Below are 24,595 nucleotides of genomic sequence, written 5' to 3' on the forward strand. Positions count from 1 at the left end.
ACTGGCAGGATCACGACCCAGCAGCGCATCGCCTGGGCCCCGCCCAGCCTGGCCACCAGCTCAGTGCTCGGAGAGACCACTTATGACGCCGCATGTTCTCGGTCATCTTCTGCCGAAGTCACGAGAGGGTCGCCACGCCCTCGACGCGTGAGCCCAGGAGCCCGAGAGCTCCGTAGAGCCGCTTTCCGCCCGGACCGCCGTCGCCCGACCCCGAGTCCGCCCTTTTCTTGATCCGCGCCGAGACGCCGATACGGCACGGATCGACGCCGCCGCGTCGCTCGGTACCGGTCCCCACGAGGGGAGGGACCGGTACCGAACGGCGCGGTGTTGTGTTTCCTGGGCGCGGGCCTTGTTCCGGATCGCGGGGGAGGCGCGTCGCTGACCCTTGCTGTCGAAAGGGCGGTCCCCTAGCCTCAAATCTGATGGGTCGTCAGATAACGGCCGAACAAGAGATTCCGGCAAGAGATTCCGACACGAGATCCGACAAGGGCTCCGGCAAGGGCTCCGGCAAGAGCTCCGACAGGAGTCGGGCAGGTGTCGGGCAGGAGTCGGACAGGCAGGGGGCACGACGTGGTCAGCACCGAGAGTGGCACCAAGGATCTGCCCAAGGTCATCAGCGTGGACGATCACGTGATCGAACCCGCGCACCTCTTCGAGACGTGGCTCCCGGCCAAGTACCGCGACAGGGGCCCGAAGCCCTTCACGGCCGGTATCGGCGATCTGCAGTACATCGGCGGGAAGTACCGGTTCACCACCGATCCGGACGGGCAGCCCACCGACTGGTGGAGGTACGAGGACGAGATCTTCCCGTACAAGCGCATCATCGCGGCCGTCGGCTTCTCCCGGGACGAGATGACGCTCGACGGCATCACGCGGGAGCAGATGCGGCGCGGCTGCTGGGATCCGAAGGCCCGGCTGGCGGACATGGACATCAACCATGTGGAGGCCTCGCTCTGCTTCCCGACGTTCCCGCGCTTTTGCGGGCAGACGTTCGCGGAGGCCAAGGACAAGGAGGTCGGGCTGGCCTGTGTGCGCGCGTACAACGACTGGATGGTCGAGGAGTGGTGCGGCGACAGCGGCGGGCGGCTGATCCCGCTGTGCCTGATCCCCCTGTGGGACATCGACCTCGCGGTCGCGGAGATCCGGCGCAACGCGGCCCGTGGCGTGCGGGCGGTCACCTTCAGCGAGATTCCCACGTACCTGGGGCTTCCGTCGATCCACTCCGGCTACTGGGACCCGTTCTTCGCGGCGTGCGAGGAGACCGGGACCGTGGTCAACATGCACATCGGGTCGTCCTCGCAGATGCCGGCCGCGTCGCCGGACGCGCCGCCCGCCGTACAGGCGTCGCTGAGCTTCAACAATGCGATGGCCTCGATGATGGACTTCCTGTTCAGCGGCGTACTGGTGAAGTTTCCCCGGCTGAAGCTCGCCTACAGCGAGGGCCAGATGGGCTGGATCCCCTACGCCCTCGAACGCGCCGACGACGTGTGGGAGGAGCACCGGGCGTGGGGCGGGGTCAAGGACCTCATCCCGGAGCCGCCGTCGACGTACTACTACCGGCAGATCTTCTGCTGCTTCTTCCGGGACAAGCACGGCATCGAGGCGATCGAGACCGTGGGCGTGAACAACGCGACCTTCGAGACGGACTACCCGCACGTCGACTCGACCTGGCCGGAGACGAAGAAGGTGGCGGAGGAACACGTCGGCGGTCTGCCCGCGGACGTGGCGTACAAGCTGCTGCGCGGGAACGCCATCCGCATGCTGGAACTGCCCTTTGACCAGGGGGATCAGGCGGTGTGACGCGGGACGTCTGTGGACGGCGGCCGCGTCCGCAACGATGGATGCACCTGTGGACGCCGCTGTGGACGCCCCTGTGGGCGTCGCTGTGATCGCAGCGGTCCGCGCCGCCGGTTCAGCGCATTCTCCGGCGGGCAGGACGTGAACGTCCTGGGGTTTCCCGGGTTCCGATCTGCCCGCCGGCCCGCGCAGGGCCTGCGCCTCTCGCGGCTGGAGTGCGTACGTATGAAGGTCTCCGTCGACCCCGGCCTCTGTTACGGCTCGGCCGAGTGCGTCCACAGGGCGCCGTCCGTCTTCGCCTTCGAGGACGGATACGGCACGGTCAGGCCTGGACGCGAGGACACCGAGGACGATCCGCTGATCCGGGAAGCGGCGGAGCGGTGCCCGTCCCAGGCCATCACCCTCGCCGTCGCCGAGTAGTCCGTGTAGTTGGTGTCGTGGGTCGTGGGTCGTCGGTTCCCGGGTGCCGGTCCCCGGGGCGTCAGCCGGTGGGGTACCCCCACCCGCTGTGGCTCAGTGCCCGAGCCCTGGCCTCCACCACAGCCATCCGGGCGTCGCGCTCGGCCGGGTCCACATGCGGCGCCTGCCCCGTGACCTGGCCGTCCCACTTGCGGTGGAGGAGCCCCACCTCGGCGGAGAACCACCCGCGGCTCACGGAGTTCAGGGCGAGCAGCAGCCCGGTGTCCTCGGACGCCGGAAGCGCCATCCACCCGCCGAGGGCGAGCAGCAGATCCCGCCGTACGAAGAGGGTCGCCGGGTGGACCTGCGCGCGAAAGCCGTGCGCCTTCCAGTGGTCGAGCAGCGCTGCGCGCTCGATCGGACCGTTGTCCGGGTCGCCCGGGAAGCGGACGGTGGTTGCGTCCGGCAGGAAGTCGAGCACGCGCGAGGTCGCCCACCCCAGGGTGCGGTCGCCTTCCAGAGCCGCCAGGTCACGGGCCAGGGCTCCCGGTGCCAACCGGTCGTCCGCGTCCAGGATCTTGACGTACTCCCCGTCGGCCCGGGCCAGTGCGATGGTGCGCGCGACGTCGGGGCCGCCCGGCCGTCCCTGGCGGAACGTCACGCGTTCGTCCTCGGACACGTGCGGAGCGACGGTGTCCGTCTGCCCGTCCTCCTGGATCAGCCGGCGCCACTCCCAGCCGTCCGGCAAGTCCTGTTCGCACAGCGACTTGTACGCCTCCGGCAGGAAGTGGGCCGAGGGGGCGTGCACGGCAGTGACGATGACGATGCGCCTGCTCACGGCAGCACCCACCACGTTTGCAGCGTCATGCGGAAACGGGCAACAGGTTACGGCTCCTCAGGAGGCGAGACAGCGAAGGCCCCCGACCGGTGCTGGTCGGAGGCCTGTTCATATTCATGTCCATGACTATGTCCATGTAAGGCGTGTACGCAAGGACGCCGGTACGTGGGGGATCGTGCTGCGATACGGCTGGTGGTGTCGTCTTACGACGGATGGTCTCGTCGTACGGCAGGTGGTGCAGTCCTACGGCGGGTGGTGCAGTACCGAGGAGGGTGGTGTCGTCCCACGGCAGGTGGTGCCGATGCAGGGGACGGCGTGTGCCGGCGCTCAGCGCTGGAGCGGGGCTCCGGGCTCGCTCCCGGCCGGGAGCTGCGCGTCCGCGGGGTCGCAGAGGGCGTCGGCATCGGTCGCGTCGGTGTCGGCCGGCGCGCGGTGGCGGCAGCTGGGCGACGAGCCGTGGGCCTCGGCGCGGATGCGTTGCTTCATCGTGGGGGGCAGGGCCTTGTTGTGTGACCAGGCCCAGTGGGACATCGCCGACACCGTCGCCGGGGCGGCGGCCGTGCTGTTGCGCGGTGTCTCGGCCTGCGGTACGGCGGCTGCCGCGGTCGTGGTGATGAGACCGAGCGTCGTGCACAGCGCGAGCAGAGCGGTGATGACGGCGGTCCACAGCTTCATGACCTTGTTCTGGGTCATGGCCCCTCACTTTCGGGTCAGGCGATTTGCGTACTTTCCTCATGATGTGTATGCGGGCCGCGAAGTGGTGGACCGACGCCCGCGGCGCGTCGATCTTCAGATGAACACCACTCGAATGGACGCAAGGGCCTCGGAGAGTGCCGGAAAGGCAGGGAAAAGCGATGAAACTTCCGCAAAAGAAGGGGACCGCGTTGAAAGTCACAGTGTGTGAGGTGTGATCACCCTGCGATCGGAGCGGCCTCGTCCAGTTCTACTGGCGCACAGCGGGCGGGAGTTGGGGGTCGGATCCAGGTCACCGATCGATATCGGTCGGTGTGTATAGTCGGGCGCCAGAGGTCCCCTACGTCAAGGAAAGACGAGGTAGCGCGGTGAAGAAGCTTCTCCTGGTCGCACTGGCCGCCATCGGCGGGCTCCTCGTGTACCGCCAGATCCAGGCGGATCGCGCCGAGCAGGATCTGTGGACGGAGGCGACTGACTCCGTGCCCACGGGTTCGTGAGTACCGACACCAGTCCCAGAGCAGACCCCGGCCGCCTTCGCGGTCGGGGTTTTGTGTTGTCCGGGCACCTGATCCGTTCACTTCGGCCGGGGGATCAATTGCTGAAGTGAACGGTGGGCTGCCGGGCCGGAGGCGCTCCGGCGAGTCCTTTCGGCCGCTCGTGCGGATAGCACGCGTGGCGCGGCGGCGCGCGGGGCAGGATGGGCGGGTCCGGAGCTGCGAGGAGGGGGCGCGTGATGGGGCGGCGCACGGCGGTCTGGCGCGCAGAGGGCCGGCGCATGGCGGTCTGGGGCGCCTCGATCCGTCACACGGTCAGGTCGTGTCGCGTGACGCGGGCCCATGACATGGCGAAGCCGGCCGCGGAGGCGTGGCGCGGCCGCCGGGCGCTCATGGCCGCGGGAGCCGTACTGTGCGCGGCCGTTGCCCTGCCGGGGCAGACCGCCGTGGCGGCACCCGCGTCGTCCGCACCGACACCGCGGCCGTACGCCTTCACCGAGGACGCGACGACCGTCAAGGGCGCCACAGGCACCACCGGCGCCGAAGGACTGGTGCCGGGCCGGACGTACAAGAGCGCCGTCGAGAAGAACGCCACGCTCTACTACGGCCTCGAACTCGACGACACCTCCGACGCGTACGTCTCCGTCACGGCCGTCCCGGGACCGGGGACGACGGTCGCCTTCTCGGACGGCGTCAAGGTGTCCCTGCGGGACGGCAACGGCCGCAGCTGCTCCGGCTCGGGGATCGCCCACATCGGCGCCACCCAGAGCCCGCACCCCATCACCGCCTCGGCGGCACGCGAGATCGGTTCCGCCGGCTCCGCCCTGTGCCGGGCGGCGGGGACGTACTACCTGGTCGTCGAGCGCACCGGCTCACCCGGCGGCGGCGACAGCGGCGACTGGGACCTTGAGCTTCGCCCCTCGACCGAGCCCCGCCTGAAGAAGGCCGGGACGACGAGCGCTCCCGAAGTCTGGAACTCCGCCTCGCCCGACCCCCTTTCGGGCGAGGGCGTGGCCTGCCGCGGCGGTGCGGGCTTCAGCAACGCGACCGCGCTGCGGCAGGGCATCTGGACGGACGGGATCAGCCCCGGCCAGACGCTCTTCTACCGCGTGCCCGTCGACTGGGGACAGCGGTTCTACGCCACCGCCGACCTGGGCAGCTCCGACAGCTCCGGCAGCGGCAAGGGCTCTGTCGGCACCGCCCTGGTCATGTCCCTCTACAACCCCGTCCGCGGACTCGTCGACGACGCGGGCCTCGGCTACTACGGCCGACAGGGATCGGCCGCCCTGGAACCACTGCCACCCGTCGACTACGCCAACCGTTACGCCCTCAACGACCATGTGAGCGGCATGCGCTTCGCCGGCTCGTACTACCTCGTCGTGCACCTCGCCGAGCAGGTCGCCGAACGGTTCGGCGACGGCCCGTTCGGGCTGACGCTGCGCGTGCGGGTGGCAGGCGAGGCGAAGGACGGTCCGGCGTACGCGGGGCGCACCGAGCCGGGTGACCTGTTCGACGCGACGGTGGTGGGCCCCGGCCCGGTGGCCCGCGGCCCGGGCGGCGACGGGCTGACCGGGGGCACCTCGGACGGTGGGGGCGGCGGCTCCACCATGAAGCTCCTCGCCGCGGGAGGCATCGGCACCGGCACCTTCCTGGTCCTCGTCCTCGGCGTGTGGACGGCGATCGCACGGCGGCGCGTGGCACCGGAGCCCCGGCCCGGCGGGCTCGGGGCCGCGTCCCCCACAGCCCACACGGCTACGGCGGTGCCCGCTCGCCGGGGCCACCGGGCGGCGCGCAGACGGTAGTTCGGAAGGTCGGATCAGGGGTTTCGGATCAGAGGTTCAGATCCGGGACAACGCCCAGAACCCCACCGCGAAGCAGGCCAGCGCCAGCAGCAGCACCGGCACGGCCACCTTCGCGGGCGGCCCGGGCCGCCGCACCGGGGCATGCCGCGCCGCCGGGGCCTGAACCTGCGGGGAACGGGTCGTGTAGGAGACCGTGGGGGCGTACACCTGCTGCTGCACCACCGGCGAGGCCGGGGGAGTGGACGGCTGTTCGGGCACATACCGCGGCGGATGCTCAGGCGAAGCGAGCGACTGCGCTCCGAGCCACGCCGGTTGGGGCACCGCCTCCTGACGAGGCGGCATCAGCGGTGGCGGAGGCGGCGGCAGTGGCTGCGCCTGCGACGGCGGCTGTTCGAGAGAGGCATCCGCGCGCGGCGGCGGGAGATGGAAGCTGCCGGTGTCCGACATCGTGGACGGCTGCGGAGGTACGGCATCGGGCACGATGTCAGGCCGTACGTGCTCGGTGGTGGTGTCCAGTCGTACGGCATGGGCAGCAGTGTTCTGACGTACGTCAGGGGCGGCGGTGTCGCGTCGTACGGCATCGGCGGCCCGCTCCGGTGCTGCGCCGCCGGTGCCGGGGCGGGGGTCCGGGGCGGTGTCCTGCCGTGGGGCGGACGTCGGGGCGCCGCGCACTCCCGACGCGGCGCCGAGCGGTCCCTGCGGGCCGAACCCCTTCGGAAGCGGGCCGAGTTGGTCGAACACCTCCACCAGCTCGTCGTCCGGGCCGGGCTCGGGCAACAGTTCGACGGCTGCGGCGAGGGCCTTGCGGGCACCGGTGGCGGTACGGAATCGGGCCTGCGGGTCGGGCTCCAGGAGCGCGGCCACCACCTGCCACAACGGGTCGGGTATGCCGCGCGGGGCCGACGGAGTGCCGTTCGCCGCGAAGTACTCGATCAGCGCCTTCGCGTCGGGCTTGGCGCCCTCCAGGAGGTACAGGGCGACCAGGCCGACGCCGAACAGATCGGCGGGGAAGCCCGGGTCGGCGCCCAGCAGTTGCTCGGGCGCGATGTAACCGGGGGTGCCCACCACGTAGTCGGTCTCGGTCAGCCGCGGCTCGCCCAGACGCATGGCGATGCCGAAGTCGGACAGGCGCAGCCGCGGCCTGGCCGCACCGGTCGCTTCGAGCAGGACGTTCGCGGGCTTGATGTCACGGTGGACGACCCCCTCCGCGTGCACCGCGGCGACGCCGGCCAGAAGCTGGTCGAGCAGCGTGCAGACGAAGGCGGGCGGCAGCGGCCCGTAGTCACCGACGAGGTGAACCAGCGAACCCCCGGCGACCAGGTCCATGGTGAACAGGACCTTGTCGTCGTCCGCCGCCCAACTGGCGGGCGCGAGCACATGGGGATGATCGATCCGCAGCGCCTGCTCGCGCACGAAGCGCAGCAGCGAGTGCGCGTCGCTCTGCTGGAGCACCTTGGCCGCCACGTAGCGGCGGCGCCGGTGGTCCCAGGCGCGCCAGACCGCACCGACTCCCCCGCGTCCGATCGGGTCGACCAGTTCGTACCGTCCGGCGAAGACCTCACCCATGACCGTGCGTCGCTCCCCCTTCAGTCCCCCTGTCGATACCGCGACCGGTTCCTCGCTCGTCGCTCGTCCCGGCCGCCGAACCCCCTTCGGCGGCCGGGAGGAGCGTTCAGTTCTGGTGCGACTGGTAGTGCGTGACCGCGTCCGAGGTGCGGCCCGCGCCGTACACCCGGAGGAACTCTGCCAGTTCCGGGTGGGTCGGGGCGAGAGTGTCCGCCGCCTCGATGATGTCCCCCGCGGCCGCCACCGAGCGCAGCAGCGACTGGATCTCGCGAACCACCCGCTTGACCGTGGGCGCCCCCGAACTGCTCGTCGACTGCGTGGTGTTGCTGAGCACCGAACCCCCCTGCGACTTCTTGATCTCGTCCATGCGCTCGGTCGCCTCGGCGGCGCTGACGCTGCCGTCCGCGACCTGACCCGCGAGATCCTGCAGCAGCTGCACACGCTGGACCACCGCGGGATTGCCGATCTTGGCGCGCTGACCGCTCATCAGCTGCGACAGCATCGGCGCGGACAGTCCCAGAACCCCCGCAAGACGCGCCTGGTTGAGCCCCAGGTCGTCGATGAGCCTACGGAAGAGCGCCCCCAACGGCTCCCCGTACCAGTTCCGCTGCAGCTCCCGGGCTCTTGCGGTCGCTTCCTGCTGTGCGGCGTCCATTGCGTCTCCCCATCGCTTCCCCAAATACCGCGGTTCGCTGTAGCGAACCACGCCGAGCATCTTACGGAGAGTGGTCGTCCACGGGGACCCCCCAACTTTTTGCGAGATCCCGGCGGCGACCCGGTACTCTGGTCTGCGGCGCCCGGCGGTACGCGGTTCCTTCGGCCGGACGCTCCTCTCCCGGGGCCTTAGCTCAGTTGGTAGAGCGCTGTCTTTGCATGGCAGATGTCAGGGGTTCGACTCCCCTAGGCTCCACACCCGGACCGGCCAGACGCCCTTCGCGGCGGCTGGCCGGTCTTTTTCATGCCTTGGCGGCCCGGACCGACGGCCGGCCGCCACCCCCGTGATCAGCCGGAGCCCCAGAACCAGCCCTGCGTCGCTTCGGTGACCTGCGTCACAGAAGTATCCTTTGCGAGCGTTGCAGATCTTTGCGCAAAGAGATGCGAAAGGCAGGGGTCGTACGGTCGCCACGCAGGTCGACGAGGTGGCGAAAGGGGTGGCGCGCCCCGGCGCATGCGCCATGTGTGAGCTGGAGTGAACGCAGCTGCGTAACCAGAACACTGCGCTCCGTTAAGAAAATCTGTACGGGTGTTGCACACACGGGCCGTTGCAAACGTCATCGTGGGCGGAGGGCGTAAACAGACGCCGTCCCGAGGCCGCCCGGGGGCGCTGACAGGCCTCGCCTTGCACAAGGAGAGGCAAGACAGCTCGTGACGATGGACGTTGCCGGCGATGTGATCATCGCGGCGCTCGCCCTGCGGGTGTTCGGCCGCGACGCGGTCACCCTGCTGCGTCGGGTCGCCGCGGCCGGGGTGCGGGCGGGCATCAGCGAGATCCGGCGCGATGGCATCAGCGAGATGCGCCGCGAGGAGCTCCGCGACGAGGACCCCGAGGGGCATGCGTGACCCAGGACTTCTCCCCGCACGCACCTCGCGCCACGCGTATGAAGAAACTGCCACTGGACTTCGAGGCCTTCCACCAGATGTACCGGCCCCGCTACGTCTGCTGGGCCACCTCCCGGCTGGGCAGCAGGGCCGACGCCGAGGAGGCCGTCGACGCCGCCTTCGAGCAGTTACTCAAGGTCTGGCAGACCGTCCTGACCAAGGAGAACCCGGCGGCGTACGCCTGGCGAGTGCTCAGGAACAGCACCATCGACTTCTCCCGGGCACGCGACCGCCGCCCGGCACTCATAGGCGAGGCCGCCTTCGAGACCGTCGCGCTCGGCCGGGCAGTCGACCCCATCGGACAGTTCGAGGAGAGCCTCCACCTCTACCAGGCGATCGGACAGCTCCCGCCCCGTCAGATGGACGTCATCCTGCTCCAGTTCAGCCACGGCTACAGCGTCGACGAGGTCGCCGCCGCCCTCGGCATCACCGCCGCCGGTGTCCGCTCCACGGTCCGCCACGCCAAACGGCGCCTCCGGCACGCCTACGGCGTCAGAAGGAACCTGAAGGCGTGCGAGGACCTGGAGGCGTGCACGGACGAGAACGGCCCCAGCGACGAGGCCACCCCCACCAACGACGAAGGGCACGCCGATGACGTCGCACATTGACGACCTGCTCGCCCGGGCACGCCTGCGCCACGAGCCGTACACCCAGGCCGACATCGACGCGGCAGCCGCACGCCTCGCCACCCGGGCCGCCGCCTCCCGCCCCGGCCCCCTCGAAGACGACGCCTCCGAAACGGACGTCTCCCCGGGCGAGGAAGCCTGCGCAGCCGATGACCTCCAGACCCTCTGCGAGACGGTCATCACCCACACCGACGCCCTGGCCGACCTCGAACTCTTCCTGGCCCGCGGAGCCCTCCCCGAGCCCCCCGGAGCGCGCGTCCTCGGCTGCATGCTCCAGCTCTCCGAACGCGAGGAGTCCGCCCGCTTCTGGTGGCAGTACGCCGCCGGAGCCGGAGACCCCGCCGCCAGCTACTGCCTCTACCTCCACCACCGCGCACTCGGCGAACACGGCGCCGCCGACTGGTGGCACACCCAGACCGACGCCGTCGCCGACCGGGACACCGACGAACCCGACACCGAGATCACCACCACCCTGCGCATACTGCGCGCCCTGAAGCCGGACGGTTCACCCGTGCCCGACCCCGTCAACGCCGTCCTCCACTACGTACCCGCCGCCGTCGCCTACGTCGATGACGACCTGGACCTCCCCTTACCCGACCCCGACTTCACCGAACGCGTCCGCGCCCTCGCCGCGCCGCCGCCGCAGGACACCGTCTGCCGCGGCGGCCGCCGGTCCGGGCCCCTGCCCGAACACCGGCGAGCCCCACTTCCGAAGCTCCCCAAACGGCGCCGTACTCGCGACCCGTCCGCCGGTTCCACGTGAAACATCGCTGGTTCCACGTGAAACATCGCCTCGAACGACGCCGTGGGGCAGAAGACCCTCAGGTCTTCCGCCCCACGGCGTTCTTGAAGCGGCCTCGGTGAACCGGCTTCGGTGGACTGGCTCAGCGGCGGTCTTCGTGCTCCGACGCCTCTTCCTCGGCCTCCTTCGCCTGCACCTCCGGGTCCAGGGCGGACTGGCCGGTGCCGTCGACCGACGTCAGACGTCCCGTCTCCGGCACCTCCGTCGCTGCGGGCGGCTCGACCAGCCAGTCGGGGTTGGCCTGCTTGTCCCACCACTTCCACGCGGCGAACGCAGCGCCCGCCACAATCCCGAGAACGGCCAGCCCCTTGGCGATACGGCCGGCCCTCGCCCGCCGCTGGTGCTTACGGGCCAGCTTCTGGATCTCCCGGGGCGAGACCTGCCCACGCAGCGCGGCCAATGCTGCCGCACCGCGCGCGGCGGCCTCGTCCCGCACGGGCTGGGCGGCGGCGACCGCCTGCTCGATCCTCGGCTTGGAGTAGTCGGCGGCCTGCCGAGCCGCCTTGCGTGTACGGACGGCGGCCTCGTGGGCAGCCTGGTCGACCTTCGGCGGAACATGCGTACGGGCTTGTTCAAGACGCGGCGCGAGATGGGCGTCGTACTGCACACGGGCCTGGTCGGCGGCCTGCGACACCTTCGGCGCAAGCCGAACACGCGCCTCATGCGCGTACTGCGAGGCCTTGTCCTTGGCCGTGTCGGCGTAGGGCGCCACCACTTCCGCGGCGTGCAGCACGCTGTCCTTCGCCGAGCCGGTCGCGGCGCGCACGCTGTCAATGCGGGTCACGGGTTTCCTCCTCCTCGGTGGCGTACATAAGGGGCCGGGGGTGTGCCCCAAAGGCACAGTTCACCTTTCCACCCTTTTCGAGATCATGCCCGCCAACAGCCCCCGGGGCATGCGAGGACGGGCATCCGGGTCATGGGGACCGACTCCGGACCAGTTCGGATCAAGAGCTTCGCAACAGTCGATCACATGAAATAGCGGATGAATACGGGGCAACGGGAGCTTGTCGTCGACAATGCCACGGATCCCCGCCCCGCGCGCCGGTCCGGGAAGGACTCGACGGGTTTTCTGTGAGGGACCTGAAGGAAAACCCCTCGGACGAGTCGGCCGGGCGACGCGCGCCCTGCCCCGTGCAAGGATCGGGGGGTCACATGGAGACAACGGAAGGCACACCGTGGCCGAGCAGCTGTACGCCACTCTCAAGACCAGCCAAGGCGACATCGAGATCCGGCTGCTGCCGAACCACGCGCCCAAGACGGTCCGCAACTTCGTCGAACTCGCCGCGGGCGAGCGCGAATGGGTCAACCCGGAAACCGGCGTGAGGTCCACCGACAAGCTCTATGACGGCACGGTCTTCCACCGGGTGATCAGCGGCTTCATGATCCAGGGCGGTGACCCCCTGGGCAACGGCACCGGCGGCCCCGGCTACCAGTTCGAGGACGAGTTCCACCCGGACCTGCGCTTCGACAAGCCCTACCTGCTGGCCATGGCCAACGCCGGACCCGGCACCAACGGCTCGCAGTTCTTCATCACGGTCTCCCCGACGGCCTGGCTGACGCGCAAGCACACCATCTTCGGCGAGGTTACCGACAAGGTCAGCCAGAAGGTCGTGAACGACATCGCGGACGTCGAGATCAACCCGCACACCGAGCGGCCCGTCACCGACATCGTCATCCAGTCGGTCGTCATCGAGAAGCGCCAGGGCTGAACAACCCCTACCTCGCGGACCCGCATCCACCCGTCCCGAGCCGCACGGCCCGGCACCTCCGGCCCGAGGTTCCCGCAGGGAACCAAACGCCCCGTTCATCCGTAAGGATGGACGGGGCGGTGCGTTGCCCATCCGTGCGCCGCACAGCCTTCGTACGGAGAATGAGGGGACCCATGGACCAGGCGCCAGGCAGCCCGCAGGGCCCGCAAGGCCCACAGGATCAGGGATCGAAGGACGCCCGATCCCTGCCCACCTGCTACCGGCACCCGGACCGCGAGACCGGCATCCGCTGCACCCGCTGCGAACGCCCGATCTGCCCCGAGTGCATGATCAGCGCCTCTGTCGGCTTCCAGTGCCCCGACTGCGTCCGTGACGGCTCCGGCACGGGACACGCACCGACGGCCAACCAGCCCCGCACCCTCGCGGGCGGCACCCAGACCAGAGACACCAGGCTCCTCACCAAGATCCTCATCGGGGTCAACGTCGTCATGTTCCTGGCCCAGCTCCGCCTGGGCGACCGCTTCACCGACCGCCTCGAGCTCATCGGCCGCGCGTACGTCCCGAGCCTCGGCTCACTCGAAGGCGTCGCCGAAGGCCAGTGGTACCGGATGCTGACGTCGATGTTCCTGCACGGCAGCTACATCCACATCCTGTTCAACATGCTCAGCCTGTGGTGGCTCGGCGGCCCCCTGGAAGCGGCCCTCGGCCGCGCCCGCTACTTCGCCCTCTACTTCGTCTCGGGCCTCGCGGGCAGTGGGCTCACCTACCTCCTTGCCGCGCAGAACCAGCCGTCGCTCGGCGCATCCGGCGCCATCTTCGGCCTCTTCGGCGCGACCGCCGTCCTCATGCGCCGGCTCAACTACGACATGCGCCCGATCATCGCCCTGCTGGTGATCAACCTGATCTTCACCTTCGGCTGGAGCAACATCGCCTGGCAGGCCCACATCGGCGGCCTCGTCGGCGGTGTCGTCATCGGCTACGCCATGGTCCACGCCCCGCGCGAGAAGCGGACGCTGATCCAGTACGGCACCTGCGCCCTGGTCCTGGCCGTGGTCGTCGTCGCGACGCTGGTCAGGACCGCTCAGCTCACCTGAGGAACGGATGTTGTCCACAGACCGTGCGCGATCTTGTGCACGCTGTGCGGGAACAGCAGTGCCCCCTGTCGCTGACCTGAGTTTTCCCAGGTAGAACAGGGGGCGAACATGCTTCCGGATGCCGGTAGGCCAGTCACACCGGCGTCAACATCCCGATGGGTTATCCACAGATCAGCTTTCTTTTCCACCTGTGGATAACCACTGTGGATAACTCAGTGGATAGCCGTGGGCAGAGCTACTTCCACTGGGTGGAAACACCGAATCCCGCGGCGATGAAGCCGAAGCCGACCACGATGTTCCAGTTGTCGAGCGCATCGATCGGCAGCGAGCCGTCCGTCACGTAGAAGACGACGATCCACGCGAGACCGATGAGGAACATGGCCAGCATGACCGGGGCCACCCAGCCGCGGTTGGTCAGCTTGATATTGGTCGCCTGCTTCGCCGCGGGCGGCGTGTAGTCGGCCTTCTTGCGGATACGTGACTTCGGCACGAGGGTCTCTCCTGTCGATGCGCTGCGTGGCCGCGCAGGGAACTGGGGGCTGGCTCCGGGGCAGCGTACAAGGGGACACTGAGGCTCCCCCGGGCGTCCGTTAGCGTAGTGCTTCCGCGGCGCCGAAGGAGATAAGGGTACGTTGAGCAATTCTGCCGACTCCCCAGGGACGGGTTCCAGTCCTGCCGGTGTGCGCCGTTTCCGGCCCGTACGTCTGCTCACTGTCGCCGTGTTCGCCCTCGCCGGACTCCTCTTCATCACGAGCTTCAACACGGCCAAAGGCACGAATATCCGTACGGACACGTCCTTGCTGAAGCTCTCCGACCTCATTCAGGAGCGCAGCCACAAGAACGGTCAGCTCGACTCGTCGAACGGAGCGCTGCGCGACGACGTCGAGGCGCTCGCGGGCCGCGAGGACGGAAGTTCGAAGGCCGAGGACGCCAAGCTCGCGGCGCTGGAGAAGAACGCGGGCACCCAGAAGCTCAAGGGCAAGGCCGTCACGGTCACCCTGAACGACGCCCCGCCGAACGCCACGGCCAAGCTGCCCGGCTATCCCGAGCCTCAGCCTGACTACCTGGTCATCCACCAGCAGGACCTGCAGGCGGTGGTGAACGCCCTGTGGCAGGGCGGCGCCAAGGGCATCAAGGTCATGGACCAGCGGCTGATCTCCACGAGCGCCGTGCGCTGTGTGGGCAACACCCTGATCCTCCAGGGCCGCGTCTACTCGCCCCCGTACAAGATCACCGCGGTGGGTGACCCCGAGAAGCTCCAGAAGTCCCTGGCGGCCTCTCCGGCGATCCAGAACTACATGGTGTACGTCAACGTCTACGGGCTCGGCTGGAAAGTCGAGGAGGACGGCACGGTGACTCTTCCCGGCTATTCGGGCACAGTTGATCTGCACTACGCGAAGCCTGTGGAGTGAACTGAGCCGTTTCGGGAGCTGCCGGTGCGCGTCGTCGTCAGGACCGTCAGCGAACTCTGCATCACCGTGGGCACCCTGATCGTCCTCTTCGTCGTCTATGTTCTGTTCTGGACCGGCGTCCGGGCGGACGGCGAGATGAACCATCAGATCGATGTGCTCCACGACCAGTGGGCCAAGCGGACGGCGCACCCCACGGCGACCGCATCGCCCGGCGCTTCGGCCGCCCCCGAGGAGCCGGCGCCGTACGCCGCGGGCAAACCCTTCGCGATCATGTACATTCCGCGGCTTGGTTTCACGTGGAACAAGCCCGTGCTGGAGAACACCGCGGTCGGCACCCTGAAGAAGGGGCTAGGTCACTACGCGGGCACCGCGCAGCTGGGCCGGCAGGGCAACTTCGCGGTCGCCGGTCACCGGCGCACCTACGGCGACCCGTTCAAGGACTTTCCGAAGCTGCGCCCCGGCGACGCGGTCGTGCTGACCGAGGGGACGACCTGGTTCACGTATCGGATCGACAAAGGCCCCTACAAAACCGTGCCCACGGACGTTGAGGTGATCAACCCTGTGCCACGTAAGTCGGGGTACACGCGCGCGGGCCGCTATCTGACGCTGACCACGTGCGATCCGGAGTGGGGCCACAGCCACCGGCTGATCGTCTGGGCGCACCTGGACTCCACACAGCCTGTGGACGCCGGGAAACCGGCGGCCCTGCGCCGTTAGTCTGGTGCGGTACGGCGTGAGTCCGGTGGTGTATGGCGTGACTCAGGTGCCGTGGTGCGACGGAAGGGACGGCATGTACGGCTGGATCTGGCGGCATCTGCCGGGGAATGTGTGGATACGGGCGCTGATCTCGCTCGTCCTGGTCCTCGCGGTGGTCTACGTGCTGTTCCAGTACGTCTTTCCGTGGGCCGAACCGCTGCTTCCCTTCAATGATGTGACGGTGGACAACCAGTGAGCGCGCGGATTCTCGTCGTCGACAACTACGACAGCTTCGTCTTCAACCTGGTCCAGTACCTGTACCAGCTGGGCGCCGAGTGCGAGGTGCTGCGCAACGACGAGGTGTCGACGGCGCACGCCCAGGACGGCTTCGACGGCGTGCTGCTGTCGCCGGGCCCCGGCGCCCCCGAGCAGGCCGGTGTCTGCATCGACATGGTCCGGCACTGCGCCGCGACGGGCGTCCCGGTCTTCGGCGTCTGCCTGGGCATGCAGTCGATGCAGGTGGCGTACGGCGGTGTGGTGGACCGGGCGCCGGAGCTGCTGCACGGCAAGACCTCGCTCGTGGAGCACGAGGGCAGGGGCGTCTTCGCGGGCCTGCCCTCCCCCTTCACGGCGACTCGCTACCACTCCCTCGCCGCCGAGCCGGCGACCGTCCCGGCCGAGCTGGAGGTCACCGCCAGGACGCACGACGGGATCATCATGGGCCTCAGGCACCGTGAACTCCCGGTCGAGGGCGTGCAGTTCCACCCCGAGTCGGTGCTGACCGAGCACGGGCACCGGATGCTCGCCAACTGGCTGGTGGAGTGCGGCGACCAGGGTGCCGTCGGGCGTTCCTCGGGGCTCGCCCCGGTGGTGGGCAGGGCCACGGCGTGACCGCCCTGCGCCCCGAGCGCGACAGCTCCCCCTACGGCGGCGAGGCCGCGTACGGGGGCGCTGAAGCGTTCGAGGGCGCGCAGGGCGCGGAGTGGTACCCGGAGGGATACGCGAGCGACTGGCCCGGGGCGGCGCCTGTAACGGCGCCCGCGACTGCGCCCGAGACGGCGTACGAGCCGCCGCAGGAGCAGCCGTACATCCCGCGGTTGCCCGACGACGAGACCGTGGCGCTGCGAATACCGGATACGCCGGGTCTGGCGGAGCGCGCGGCGAGGGCGGCCGCGAGGCAGGCGGCGCCCGCCCCGGGAGGCCGCGCGGCGCGGCGCAAGGCGGCCCGGCGGCACGGTCGGCACGGCGGAGCCCCGGAAACGGCCGAGAAGGCCTCTGAGGCGCCCGCAGGAGCCCCCCGTACGCGGATGGAGGCGCGGAGGGCGGCGCGGGCCCAGAAGCCCGGTGTGGCCGTTCTGGTGAGCCGGGTGGTCGGCGAGGTGTTCATCACCACCGGCGTCCTGATGCTGCTGTTCGTGACGTACCAGTTGTGGTGGTCGAACGTGCGGGCGCACCAGCAGGCCGGCAGTGAGGCGCACCACCTCCAGGAGGACTGGGCGAGCGGGAAGCGCAAGCCGGGGGCGTTCGCGCCCGGGCAGGGGTTCGCGATCCTGCACATTCCGAAGCTGGACGTGGTCGCGCCGATCGCGGAGGGCACGAACAAGACGAAGGTGCTGGACCGGGGGATGGTCGGGCACTACGGCGAGGGTGCGACGAAGACGGCGATGCCGGATGCCGCGACGGGCAACTTCGGGCTCGCGGGGCACCGCAACACGCATGGCGAGCCGTTTCGGTACATCAACCGGCTGAAGCCCGGCGACGCGATCGTGGTGGAGACGCAGGACGCGTACTACGTCTACAGGATGGCGTCGATCCTGCCCGTGACGAGTCCGTCGAACACGAGTGTGCTCGACGCGATCCCCAAGGGTTCGAGTTTCACGACGCCGGGCCGCTACATCACACTGACGACCTGTACCCCCGAATTCACCAGCAAGTACCGGATGATCGTGTGGGGCAAGATGGTCGAGGAACGGCCCCGCAGCAAGGGCAAGCCGGATGCGCTCGTCGAGTAAGGACAGATGAACAGTGGCAGCGACGACCGACCAGGACGAGCGTGCCGGCGCCGATCCCGAGGCCGGGGCGCCCGTGCGGCGCCGCCGCGGGCACGGCCGGATCGCGATGGCGGTCAGTGTCTTCGGTGAACTCCTCATCACCGCGGGCCTGGTGCTCGGTCTCTTCGTCGTCTACTCGCTGTGGTGGACGAACGTCATCGCCGACCGTGAGGCGGACAAGCAGGGCGACAAGGTCCGCGACGGGTGGGCGCAGGACAAGGGTCCGGGTGCCCTGGACACGAAGAACGGCATCGGGTTCCTGCATGTCCCGGCGATGAAGAACGGCGAGGTCCTCGTCGAGAAGGGCACGTCGACCAAGGTCCTCAACAACGGTGTCGCCGGCTACTACATGGATCCCGTCAAGGCGTCCCTGCCGATGACCGGCAAGGACGGCAACTTCACCCTCGCCGCCCACCGCGACGGCCACGGCGCCAAGTTCCACAACATCGACAAGGTGGAGAAGGGCGACCCGATCGTCTTCGAGACGAAGGACGACTGGTACGTCTACAAGGTCTTCTCGATCCTCCCCGAGACCTCGAAGTACAACGTCAAGGTCCTCCAGACGGTCCCCAAGCAGTCCGGCAAGAAGAAGCCCGGCCACTACATCACCCTGACGACCTGCACTCCGGTGTACACCTCCCGGTACCGGTACGTGGTGTGGGGGGAGCTGGAGCGCGTGGTGAAGGTCGACAGCGAACGGACGCTGCCGAAGGAACTGGGCTGAGGTTGACCGGCCCCTGAGTTTGGGCTTGGCGAAGTTCCTTCAGAGCGCCCAAGTCGTCTCGACGGCCAGGGGCCGAATAGATCGTTTTCGGTCACTCAGCGGGGCTGGTGACGGAGTGGCCGATGTTCCTCATCCGCGCGAGTAGCGCCTTCTGATCGCCTCCAGCCACGCAGCCGTCGGATCCTCGCTCGGTGGCGTCCAGGGCCAGGGGAATCTCTTCGATCTCCCTGGCAGATCTCTTCGCGGCCCTTTGCGGCCGGGTCGGTCCTGCCGGTGCACGGCGGAATCTTGAGCTGCTCACTCTCGGCAGGTGGGGACTGGCCAAAAATCGATCAACTGTGCGATTAATCACTTTGCATGACCAAGTCTTTGGTTCATCATTGCCGATGATCAACGGGGGGCTCCGACTTCGGCGCCACCGATAACCAAAGGGGCGTAAATATTATGAGAAATCGCGCGCGCGTAGTCACGGCCCTTGGCGCCGCGGCTGTGGTCACGGTCGCCTTCACCGGCCAGGCTTCTGCGGCTACGGAGACCGCCAGCTGCTCGACGACAGGGGCGCGAGGCAGCATGGGGGCGGACTACCCCTCAGGCGATCGGTGGATGTACGGCGAATTCAAGATCGCGTTGTCGGTTACCGACACGTCCGCCGACGGGCATCACGTACGGGTCCGACTGCTGACCAAGTGGGAAGGGAGCAACCAGACCGTGACGTGGCCTTGGCACTCGCTCACCTCGGGCGCGGGTCACACCCTCACACTCAGCTCCACCGCGGGGAGCGACTACGGCATCTGGACCACTGGGGTCGAGGTGGCGCGATTCGAGGGCGACAGCAAGCTCAACTCCTGCACCGACTGGTCCAGGATCCACGAAATCTAGTCGAAGGCTGGGACGGGGCGCGCTTCTCTCTGGCCCCTTAACCGCCGTCTGCGGGCGGAACCCGGCGGAGTGGGACGAGGACGGCGTCCGTGGCAACGTGGTCGAGAAGGCCATGGGCGTCACGGACGCCGTCCTCAATGGTGACGCGACAACGGACAGACCCGGCTCGTCAGCTCTAAGGCCGGACAGTTGACGGCCTCCGGCCATTCCGCAAGGCAGTTGGCTCCAGCGGGGCTCCAACGACAAGCCCCGGCACCCTTTGTTCAGGTGCCGGGGCTCGGGCGTCGTATGCGCGGGTGTCAGTCCTCGGTGCGGGCCGCCGTGCCCGTGACTCCACCGAAGATGTTGGTTCCGCCGTTGTTGTTGCCGCCCTGGTTGTTGCCGCCCTGGCCGACGGCGACCAGGTTGACCGCCGTGCCCTTGTCGACCTGGCTGTTGGGTGCCGGGTCCTGGTTGAACACGATGGCGTTGTCGTCCTGGGAGCCGCCGATGTTGCCGACGTTCAGCCCGGCGTCGTTGAGGGCCTTCTTGGCGTCCTTGAGCGACAGCTGCGTCACCGTCGGCACGGTGACCTTCTCCGCCTCGGCGGCCTTGCCGATCTGGATGGTCACCGTGGACTGGGGGTCCGCCGTCGAGTTGGCCGACGGGGAGGTCGAGATGACCTTGCCGACCAGGTTGGGGTCCTGGGTCTCGACGTCGGTGCACTCGCCGACGAGCTTGTTGGCCGTCATCTGCGCCTTGGCGTCGTCACAGGTCTTGCCGGACACGTCCGGGACGACGGACTGCTTCTTCTCCGTAGCCACTGTCAGGGTGACGGTGGTGCCCTTCTCCCGCTCCGTGTCTCCCTTGGGGTCTTGCGCGGTGACAACACCCGCAGTCTGGTCGGACTCCTCAGTCTTCTTGTCGACTTCGAAACCCTTGTTCTCGAGCTGAGACTTAGCCTTCTCGAATGTGAGGCCCTCGACGTCCGGCACCGCCACCTTCGGCGCCCCCGTGGACACCACCAGAGTGATCGTGTCGCCCTTCTTGACCTGGGTGTTGGGCTTGGGGTTCTGGTCGCAGACGACGCCCTTTTTCTGGTTCTCGCAGGGCTTCGGGTCGAACTGCAGCTTCAGCGCGACGTTGTCCGCCTGCTTCCTGGCGTCCGCCTTCGACTGGTTGACGAAGTTCGGGGTGTCGAAGGTGTCGGAACTCGATCCGCTGCCGTCGACCATCCACTTGCCGATCAGGATGGCGCCGACGAGGACCAGGGCGCCCGCGATGACCAGCAGGATCGTGGAGGTGTTGTTCTTCTTCTGGCGCCGGCGGTCGGGGCGGTCGTCGTAGCCGTAGCCGCCGTCGTCCGGGTTCATCGGCGGGAGCATGGTGGTGGCGCCGGCGTCCTGGCGCAGGGCCGTCGTCGGCTGGTCGTCGGGGTAGCCGCCGTAGCCGACGGAGCCCATGGCGGCGGTGGCCGCGACGGGCTGGCCGTCGAGACAGGCCTCGATGTCGATGCGCATCTCGTCGGCGGACTGGTAGCGGTAGTCCGGGTCCTTGGTGAGGGCCTTCAGCACGATCGCGTCCATCTCGGGCGTGATCTCGGCGTCGAAGACGCTCGGCGGCTGCGGCTCCTCGCGGACGTGCTGGTAGGCCACCGCCACCGGGGAGTCGCCGACGAACGGGGGCCGGACCGTCAGCAGCTCGTAGAGCAGGCAGCCGGTCGAGTACAGGTCGGAGCGGGCGTCGACCTGCTCACCCTTCGCCTGTTCCGGCGAGAGGTACTGGGCCGTGCCGATGACCGCCGCGGTCTGCGTCATCGTCATGCCGGAGTCGCCCATGGCGCGGGCGATACCGAAGTCCATGACCTTGACCTGCCCGTTGCGCGTCAGCATGACGTTCGCGGGCTTGATGTCGCGGTGGACGATGCCGGCGCGGTGGGAGTACTCCAGTGCCTGGAGGATCCCGATGGTCATCTCCAGGGTGCGCTCGGGCAGCAGCTTGCGCCCGGAGTGCAGCAGCTCGCGCAGCGTGGACCCGTCGACGTACTCCATCACGATGTACGGAATGGAGGTGCCGTCGATGTAGTCCTCACCCGTGTCGTACACGGCGACGATCGCGGGATGGTTGAGCGAGGCGGCCGACTGGGCCTCCCGGCGGAACCGGGCCTGGAAGGACGGGTCGCGCGCGAGGTCTGCGCGCAGCGTCTTCACCGCCACGGTGCGGCCGAGCCGGGTGTCATGCGCGAGGTAGACCTCCGCCATGCCACCACGGCCGAGCACCTGGCCCAGCTCGTACCGGCCGCCGAGGCGACGCGGCTCTTCCATAGCTACCTACCAGCCCTCTCCGTCGGTCCCGCCCGCACCTTTGTTTGGTCCGGCGGTGTGCTGTCCGGGCATACCGTACCCGGATCGCTTTGTGTGACCTGGCCAAGACCGTCACCCGTGACAGGACCGGTATCGCAACGTGCACCGATGTGAAGGGGACGTGAGCGGGGTCACTTCTTGCTGTCGATGACTGCCTTCATCACGCTCCTCGCGATCGGTGCCGCGAGACCGCCGCCGCTGATGTCGCCGCGGTTGGCGCTGCCGTCCTCGACGACGACGGCCACGGCCACCGGGGAGCTGTTGTCGCTGAGCTTCGCGTAGGAGATGAACCAGGCGTACGGCTTCTCGCTGTTGCCGACGCCGTGCTGGGCGGTGCCGGTCTTGCCGCCGACGGTGACGTTGCTGATCCGGGCGTTGTTGCCGGTGCCCTGCGGGTCGTTGACGACCGTCTCCATCATGGACTGCAGGATCTGGGCGTTCTTCTCGGAGAGCGGCTTGCTCATCTCCTGCGGCTCGGTCTGCTCGATGACGTCCAGGTTGTGGGTGCTCACCTTGCTGACCATGTACGGCTTCATCAGTGTGCCGTCGTTGGCGACGGCGGAGGCCACCATGGCCATCTGGAGCGGGGTCGCGGCGGTCTCGAACTGGCCGATGGAGCTGAGCGCGGTCTGCGGCTTGTCCATGGTCTTGGAGAAGTTGGAGGCGGCGGCACGCACCGGGGTGTCGATCTTGGCGTCGTTGAAGCCGAACTTCTCGGCCTCCTCCAGCATCTTGTCCCTGCCGAGGTCGGCGCCGATCTTGCCGAAGACGGTGTTGCAGGAGACCTTGAGGGCGACACGCATGGTGGCGTCCTTGCAGGGGATGGGCCCCTCGTTCTTCAGCGGTGTCCGGGTCGTCGGCAGGTTGTAGGGCAGCGGCGAGTCCGTCTTGGTGTCGGCGTCCGTGTAGAGGCCGTTCTCCAGGGCCGCGGCCGCGGTGACCACCTTGAAGGTGGAGCCCGGCGGGTAGGTCTGGCGCAGTGCCCGGTTGAGCATCGGCTCGTCGGGGTTGTTCTCCTTCTGGAGCGCCTTCCACTCCTTCTCGTCGGTCATCCCGGCGATCGTGGAGGGGTCGTAGGAGGGGGTGGAGGCCAGGGCCAGGATCGCGCCGGTCTGCGGGTCGATCGCGGCGACGGCGCCCTTCTTGTTGCCGAGGCCCTTGAAGGCGGCCTTCTGGGCGGCGAGGCTCAGCGTGGTGACGACGTTGCCGCCCTGCTTGGGCTTGCCGGTGATCATGTCGAGGGTGTTGCGGAAGAAGAGCCGGTCGTCGTTGCCGGTGAGGATGCCGTCCTCGAGCTTCTCGAGCTGGGTGGCGTCGTAGGCCTGCGAGGCGAACCCGGTGACGGGCGCCCACATGGGGCCGTTCTTGTACGTGCGCTTGTACTTGTAGTCGTTGAGGCTGTTGTCGTCCGACTTGGCGTAGCCGGTGATCGGGTCGCCGTCGACGATGATGTCGCCGCGCGGTGTGGCGTAGCGGGCGATGGCTACGCGGCGGTTCTTGGGGTCTTCCTTCAGCGTGTCGGCCTGGACGTACTGGAGCCAGTTGTCCCGGATGAGCAGCGCGAGGACGAGGAGACCGCAGAAGAGTGCGATCCGGCGCAGGGGCTTGTTCATGACGGGCGGACCACCTGGGTCATCTCGGCGTCGGGGCTGGGTGCGGGTGCGGGCGCCGGGCGGCGTGCGGTGTCGCTGATGCGGATCAGGATGGCGATCAGGGCCCAGTTGGCGATGACGGAGGAGCCGCCGTACGCCAGGAACGGCATGGTCATACCGGTCAGCGGGATGAGGCCCATGACGCCGCCCGCGACGACGAAGACCTGGAGGGCGAAGGCGCCGGAGAGGCCCACGGCGAGGAGCTTGCCGAAGGGGTCGCGGGCCGCGAGCGAAGTGCGGATGCCGCGTTGCACGATCAGGCCGTAGATCAGCAGGATCGCCATGATGCCGGCGAGACCCAGTTCCTCGCCGAACGTGGCGAGGATGAAGTCGGAGTTGGCGGCGAAGCCGATGAGGTCGGATTTACCCTGGCCGAGTCCAGTTCCGAGGGTGCCGCCGGAGCCGAAAGCCCACAGAGCCTGCATGGACTGCTCGGAGTGGCCGTATGCGCCTTGCTGGCTCAGCGTGTACTCGCGCATGGGATCGAGCCAGGCCTGGACACGTTGCTGGACATGGCTTTCGAAGGAGGCGACACCGACAGCGCCGACGGAGGACATCAGCAGACCGAAGACGATCCAACTGGTCCGCTCGGTGGCGACGTACAGGACGACGATGAACATGCCGAAGAACAGCAGTGAGGTGCCAAGGTCGGTCTCGAAGATCAGGACGAGGAGGCTGATCGCCCACACAGCGAGAATCGGCCCGAGATCGCGCCCGCGGGGCAGGTACAAACCCATGAAGCGGCGACTGGCGAGTGCCAGAGCGTCCCTCTTTACCATGAGGTAACCGGAGAAGAAGATCGAGATGATGATTTTCGCGAACTCACCGGGCTGGATGGTGAAGCCGCCAATGCTGATCCAGATCTTGGCGCCGTTGACCGCTGGGAAGAAGACCGGCGCCACGAGTAGAAGAAGCGCGACGACCATGGAGATGTACGTGTAGCGCTGGAGGATGCGGTGATCCTTCAGAAACACGATGATCACGGCAAAAAACGCGATGCCGAGCGCGGAGTAGAGCAGCTGTTTGGGTGCGTCCGCGCTGAAAGCGCCGAACTGGCGCTCTGCTAGCTGCTGCAGTCGCTTGGACTGGTCGAGCCGCCAGATGACGACCAGGCCGAGCCCGTTGAGGAGCGTGGCCAGCGGCAGCAGCAGCGGGTCCGCGTACGGGGCGAACTTCCGTACGACGAGGTGGGCGACGCCTGCCAGCAGGCCGAGGCCGAGGCCGTAGCTCAGCAGGCCCGTGGGCACCTTGTCGTCGATGGCCAGGCCCACGTTGGCGTAGGCGAACACCGGGATGACGACGGCGAACACCAGGAGCGCGAGCTCGGTGTTGCGTCGGCTCGGTGTGCCGATCGCCCCGATCGTGGACGTGTGCTGCGTCGACGGGTTGGTTGTACTGCTCATCGTGTGACTGGGCCCCT

General features: G+C 68.4%; 26 protein-coding genes and 1 tRNA gene. 17 read left to right on the forward strand and 10 right to left on the reverse strand.

All coding sequences use genetic code 11. The features are described from left to right. Positions 1-118: 118 nt before the first annotated feature. The gene (locus tag ABZS97_RS06275) at positions 119-295 is read right to left on the reverse strand and encodes a hypothetical protein (protein WP_356134166.1); all 177 of its coding nucleotides are present in this window, start codon (positions 293-295) and stop codon (positions 119-121) included. Positions 296-570: 275 nt separating this feature from the next. Between ABZS97_RS06275 and ABZS97_RS06280 the strand changes: the two genes are divergently transcribed. Further along, positions 571-1,800 carry an amidohydrolase family protein gene (locus tag ABZS97_RS06280; RefSeq protein ID WP_356134168.1) on the forward strand — a complete coding sequence of 410 codons (1,230 nt, stop codon included), beginning with the start codon at positions 571-573 and terminating at the stop codon, positions 1,798-1,800. Positions 1,801-2,022: 222 nt separating this feature from the next. Next, positions 2,023-2,217, forward strand: coding sequence for a ferredoxin (locus ABZS97_RS06285; RefSeq protein ID WP_356134170.1), 195 nt, complete (start codon positions 2,023-2,025; stop codon positions 2,215-2,217). A gap of 61 nt (positions 2,218-2,278) precedes the next feature. Here ABZS97_RS06285 and ABZS97_RS06290 read toward each other — a convergent pair whose 3' ends face one another. Both ABZS97_RS06290 and ABZS97_RS06295 read right to left on the reverse strand, forming a co-directional pair. Next, a complete protein-coding gene (locus ABZS97_RS06290; protein ID WP_356134172.1) occupies positions 2,279-3,034 on the reverse strand; it encodes a glycosyltransferase family 2 protein in 756 nt (251 codons plus the stop codon). Positions 3,035-3,361: 327 nt separating this feature from the next. Next, positions 3,362-3,727, reverse strand: coding sequence for a DUF6344 domain-containing protein (locus tag ABZS97_RS06295; protein WP_356134174.1), 366 nt, complete (start codon positions 3,725-3,727; stop codon positions 3,362-3,364). 368 nt (positions 3,728-4,095) lie between these two features. Here ABZS97_RS06295 and ABZS97_RS06300 point away from each other — a divergent pair, with 368 nt between their 5' ends. Continuing rightward, on the forward strand, positions 4,096-4,224 hold the full coding sequence (locus tag ABZS97_RS06300; protein ID WP_003999697.1) for a DLW-39 family protein: 129 nt from the start codon (positions 4,096-4,098) through the stop codon (positions 4,222-4,224). 326 nt (positions 4,225-4,550) lie between these two features. Next, positions 4,551-6,023 carry a hypothetical protein gene (locus ABZS97_RS06305; RefSeq protein WP_356134176.1) on the forward strand — a complete coding sequence of 491 codons (1,473 nt, stop codon included), beginning with the start codon at positions 4,551-4,553 and terminating at the stop codon, positions 6,021-6,023. A gap of 36 nt (positions 6,024-6,059) precedes the next feature. Here ABZS97_RS06305 and ABZS97_RS06310 read toward each other — a convergent pair whose 3' ends face one another. Together ABZS97_RS06310 and ABZS97_RS06315 are read right to left on the reverse strand one after the other, a co-directional pair. Then, positions 6,060-7,589, reverse strand: a complete 1,530-nt coding sequence (locus ABZS97_RS06310) for a protein kinase (RefSeq protein WP_356134178.1) — start codon at positions 7,587-7,589, stop codon at positions 6,060-6,062. Between the two features lie 106 nt (positions 7,590-7,695). Beyond that, positions 7,696-8,244 (reverse strand): DNA-binding protein, encoded by a 549-nt coding sequence (locus ABZS97_RS06315; RefSeq protein WP_356134180.1) that lies wholly within the window; start codon positions 8,242-8,244, stop codon positions 7,696-7,698. Positions 8,245-8,426: 182 nt separating this feature from the next. Here ABZS97_RS06315 and ABZS97_RS06320 point away from each other — a divergent pair. The 4 genes from ABZS97_RS06320 to ABZS97_RS06335 all read left to right on the forward strand — a co-directional run bounded on the left by ABZS97_RS06320 (position 8,427) and on the right by ABZS97_RS06335 (position 10,577). Continuing rightward, positions 8,427-8,499, forward strand: a tRNA-Ala gene (locus tag ABZS97_RS06320). 461 nt (positions 8,500-8,960) lie between these two features. Further along, positions 8,961-9,149: a hypothetical protein gene (locus ABZS97_RS06325; RefSeq protein ID WP_356134318.1), complete on the forward strand. Its 189-nt coding sequence runs from the start codon at positions 8,961-8,963 to the stop codon at positions 9,147-9,149. Then, positions 9,146-9,796 (forward strand): sigma-70 family RNA polymerase sigma factor, encoded by a 651-nt coding sequence (locus ABZS97_RS06330; protein ID WP_356134182.1) that lies wholly within the window; start codon positions 9,146-9,148, stop codon positions 9,794-9,796. The genes ABZS97_RS06325 and ABZS97_RS06330 overlap by 4 nt, the downstream gene beginning before the upstream one ends. Further along, complete coding sequence (locus ABZS97_RS06335; protein WP_356134184.1) at positions 9,780-10,577, forward strand: hypothetical protein; 798 nt, start codon at positions 9,780-9,782, stop codon at positions 10,575-10,577. The genes ABZS97_RS06330 and ABZS97_RS06335 overlap by 17 nt, the downstream gene beginning before the upstream one ends. A gap of 121 nt (positions 10,578-10,698) precedes the next feature. Here ABZS97_RS06335 and ABZS97_RS06340 read toward each other — a convergent pair whose 3' ends face one another. Then, entirely contained in the window at positions 10,699-11,400 is a 702-nt protein-coding gene (locus ABZS97_RS06340) for a DUF5324 family protein (protein WP_356134186.1), read from the reverse strand. Positions 11,401-11,791: 391 nt separating this feature from the next. Between ABZS97_RS06340 and ABZS97_RS06345 the strand changes: the two genes are divergently transcribed. Then, the gene (locus ABZS97_RS06345; RefSeq protein WP_356134188.1) at positions 11,792-12,325 is read left to right on the forward strand and encodes a peptidylprolyl isomerase; all 534 of its coding nucleotides are present in this window, start codon (positions 11,792-11,794) and stop codon (positions 12,323-12,325) included. Between the two features lie 173 nt (positions 12,326-12,498). Further along, positions 12,499-13,419 (forward strand): rhomboid family intramembrane serine protease, encoded by a 921-nt coding sequence (locus ABZS97_RS06350; RefSeq protein ID WP_356134190.1) that lies wholly within the window; start codon positions 12,499-12,501, stop codon positions 13,417-13,419. Positions 13,420-13,654: 235 nt separating this feature from the next. Here ABZS97_RS06350 and crgA read toward each other — a convergent pair whose 3' ends face one another. Continuing rightward, the gene (gene crgA / locus ABZS97_RS06355) at positions 13,655-13,909 is read right to left on the reverse strand and encodes a cell division protein CrgA (RefSeq protein ID WP_356134192.1); all 255 of its coding nucleotides are present in this window, start codon (positions 13,907-13,909) and stop codon (positions 13,655-13,657) included. Between the two features lie 142 nt (positions 13,910-14,051). Between crgA and ABZS97_RS06360 the strand changes: the two genes are divergently transcribed. From ABZS97_RS06360 to ABZS97_RS06390, 7 genes are all read left to right on the forward strand, one after another. Further along, the gene (locus ABZS97_RS06360; protein WP_356134194.1) at positions 14,052-14,831 is read left to right on the forward strand and encodes a DUF881 domain-containing protein; all 780 of its coding nucleotides are present in this window, start codon (positions 14,052-14,054) and stop codon (positions 14,829-14,831) included. Positions 14,832-14,855: 24 nt separating this feature from the next. Then, the gene (locus ABZS97_RS06365) at positions 14,856-15,548 is read left to right on the forward strand and encodes a class E sortase (RefSeq protein WP_356134197.1); all 693 of its coding nucleotides are present in this window, start codon (positions 14,856-14,858) and stop codon (positions 15,546-15,548) included. A 37-nt stretch (positions 15,549-15,585) separates the two neighbouring features. Further along, entirely contained in the window at positions 15,586-15,783 is a 198-nt protein-coding gene (locus tag ABZS97_RS06370; protein ID WP_356134200.1) for a hypothetical protein, read from the forward strand. After that, positions 15,780-16,418 carry an aminodeoxychorismate/anthranilate synthase component II gene (locus ABZS97_RS06375; protein ID WP_356134203.1) on the forward strand — a complete coding sequence of 213 codons (639 nt, stop codon included), beginning with the start codon at positions 15,780-15,782 and terminating at the stop codon, positions 16,416-16,418. The genes ABZS97_RS06370 and ABZS97_RS06375 overlap by 4 nt, the downstream gene beginning before the upstream one ends. Continuing rightward, positions 16,415-17,539 carry a class E sortase gene (locus tag ABZS97_RS06380; protein WP_356134205.1) on the forward strand — a complete coding sequence of 375 codons (1,125 nt, stop codon included), beginning with the start codon at positions 16,415-16,417 and terminating at the stop codon, positions 17,537-17,539. Before ABZS97_RS06375 ends, ABZS97_RS06380 begins: the two co-directional genes overlap by 4 nt. A 13-nt stretch (positions 17,540-17,552) precedes the next feature. Continuing rightward, a complete protein-coding gene (locus ABZS97_RS06385; RefSeq protein ID WP_356134207.1) occupies positions 17,553-18,302 on the forward strand; it encodes a class E sortase in 750 nt (249 codons plus the stop codon). A 603-nt stretch (positions 18,303-18,905) separates the two neighbouring features. Beyond that, the gene (locus ABZS97_RS06390) at positions 18,906-19,181 is read left to right on the forward strand and encodes a hypothetical protein (protein WP_356134208.1); all 276 of its coding nucleotides are present in this window, start codon (positions 18,906-18,908) and stop codon (positions 19,179-19,181) included. A 299-nt stretch (positions 19,182-19,480) separates the two neighbouring features. Here ABZS97_RS06390 and pknB read toward each other — a convergent pair whose 3' ends face one another. The 3 genes from pknB to ABZS97_RS06405 all read right to left on the reverse strand — a co-directional run bounded on the left by pknB (position 19,481) and on the right by ABZS97_RS06405 (position 24,578). Next, on the reverse strand, positions 19,481-21,484 hold the full coding sequence (pknB, locus tag ABZS97_RS06395) for a Stk1 family PASTA domain-containing Ser/Thr kinase (protein ID WP_356134210.1): 2,004 nt from the start codon (positions 21,482-21,484) through the stop codon (positions 19,481-19,483). Positions 21,485-21,654: 170 nt separating this feature from the next. Continuing rightward, complete coding sequence (locus ABZS97_RS06400) at positions 21,655-23,136, reverse strand: penicillin-binding transpeptidase domain-containing protein (protein ID WP_356134213.1); 1,482 nt, start codon at positions 23,134-23,136, stop codon at positions 21,655-21,657. Then, complete coding sequence (locus ABZS97_RS06405; RefSeq protein WP_356134215.1) at positions 23,133-24,578, reverse strand: FtsW/RodA/SpoVE family cell cycle protein; 1,446 nt, start codon at positions 24,576-24,578, stop codon at positions 23,133-23,135. The genes ABZS97_RS06400 and ABZS97_RS06405 overlap by 4 nt, the downstream gene beginning before the upstream one ends. Positions 24,579-24,595 lie beyond the last annotated feature (17 nt).

The organism is Streptomyces sp. NPDC005485, from assembly GCF_040606085.1.
In the GTDB taxonomy this organism is placed as follows: Bacteria; Actinomycetota; Actinomycetes; order Streptomycetales; family Streptomycetaceae; genus Streptomyces.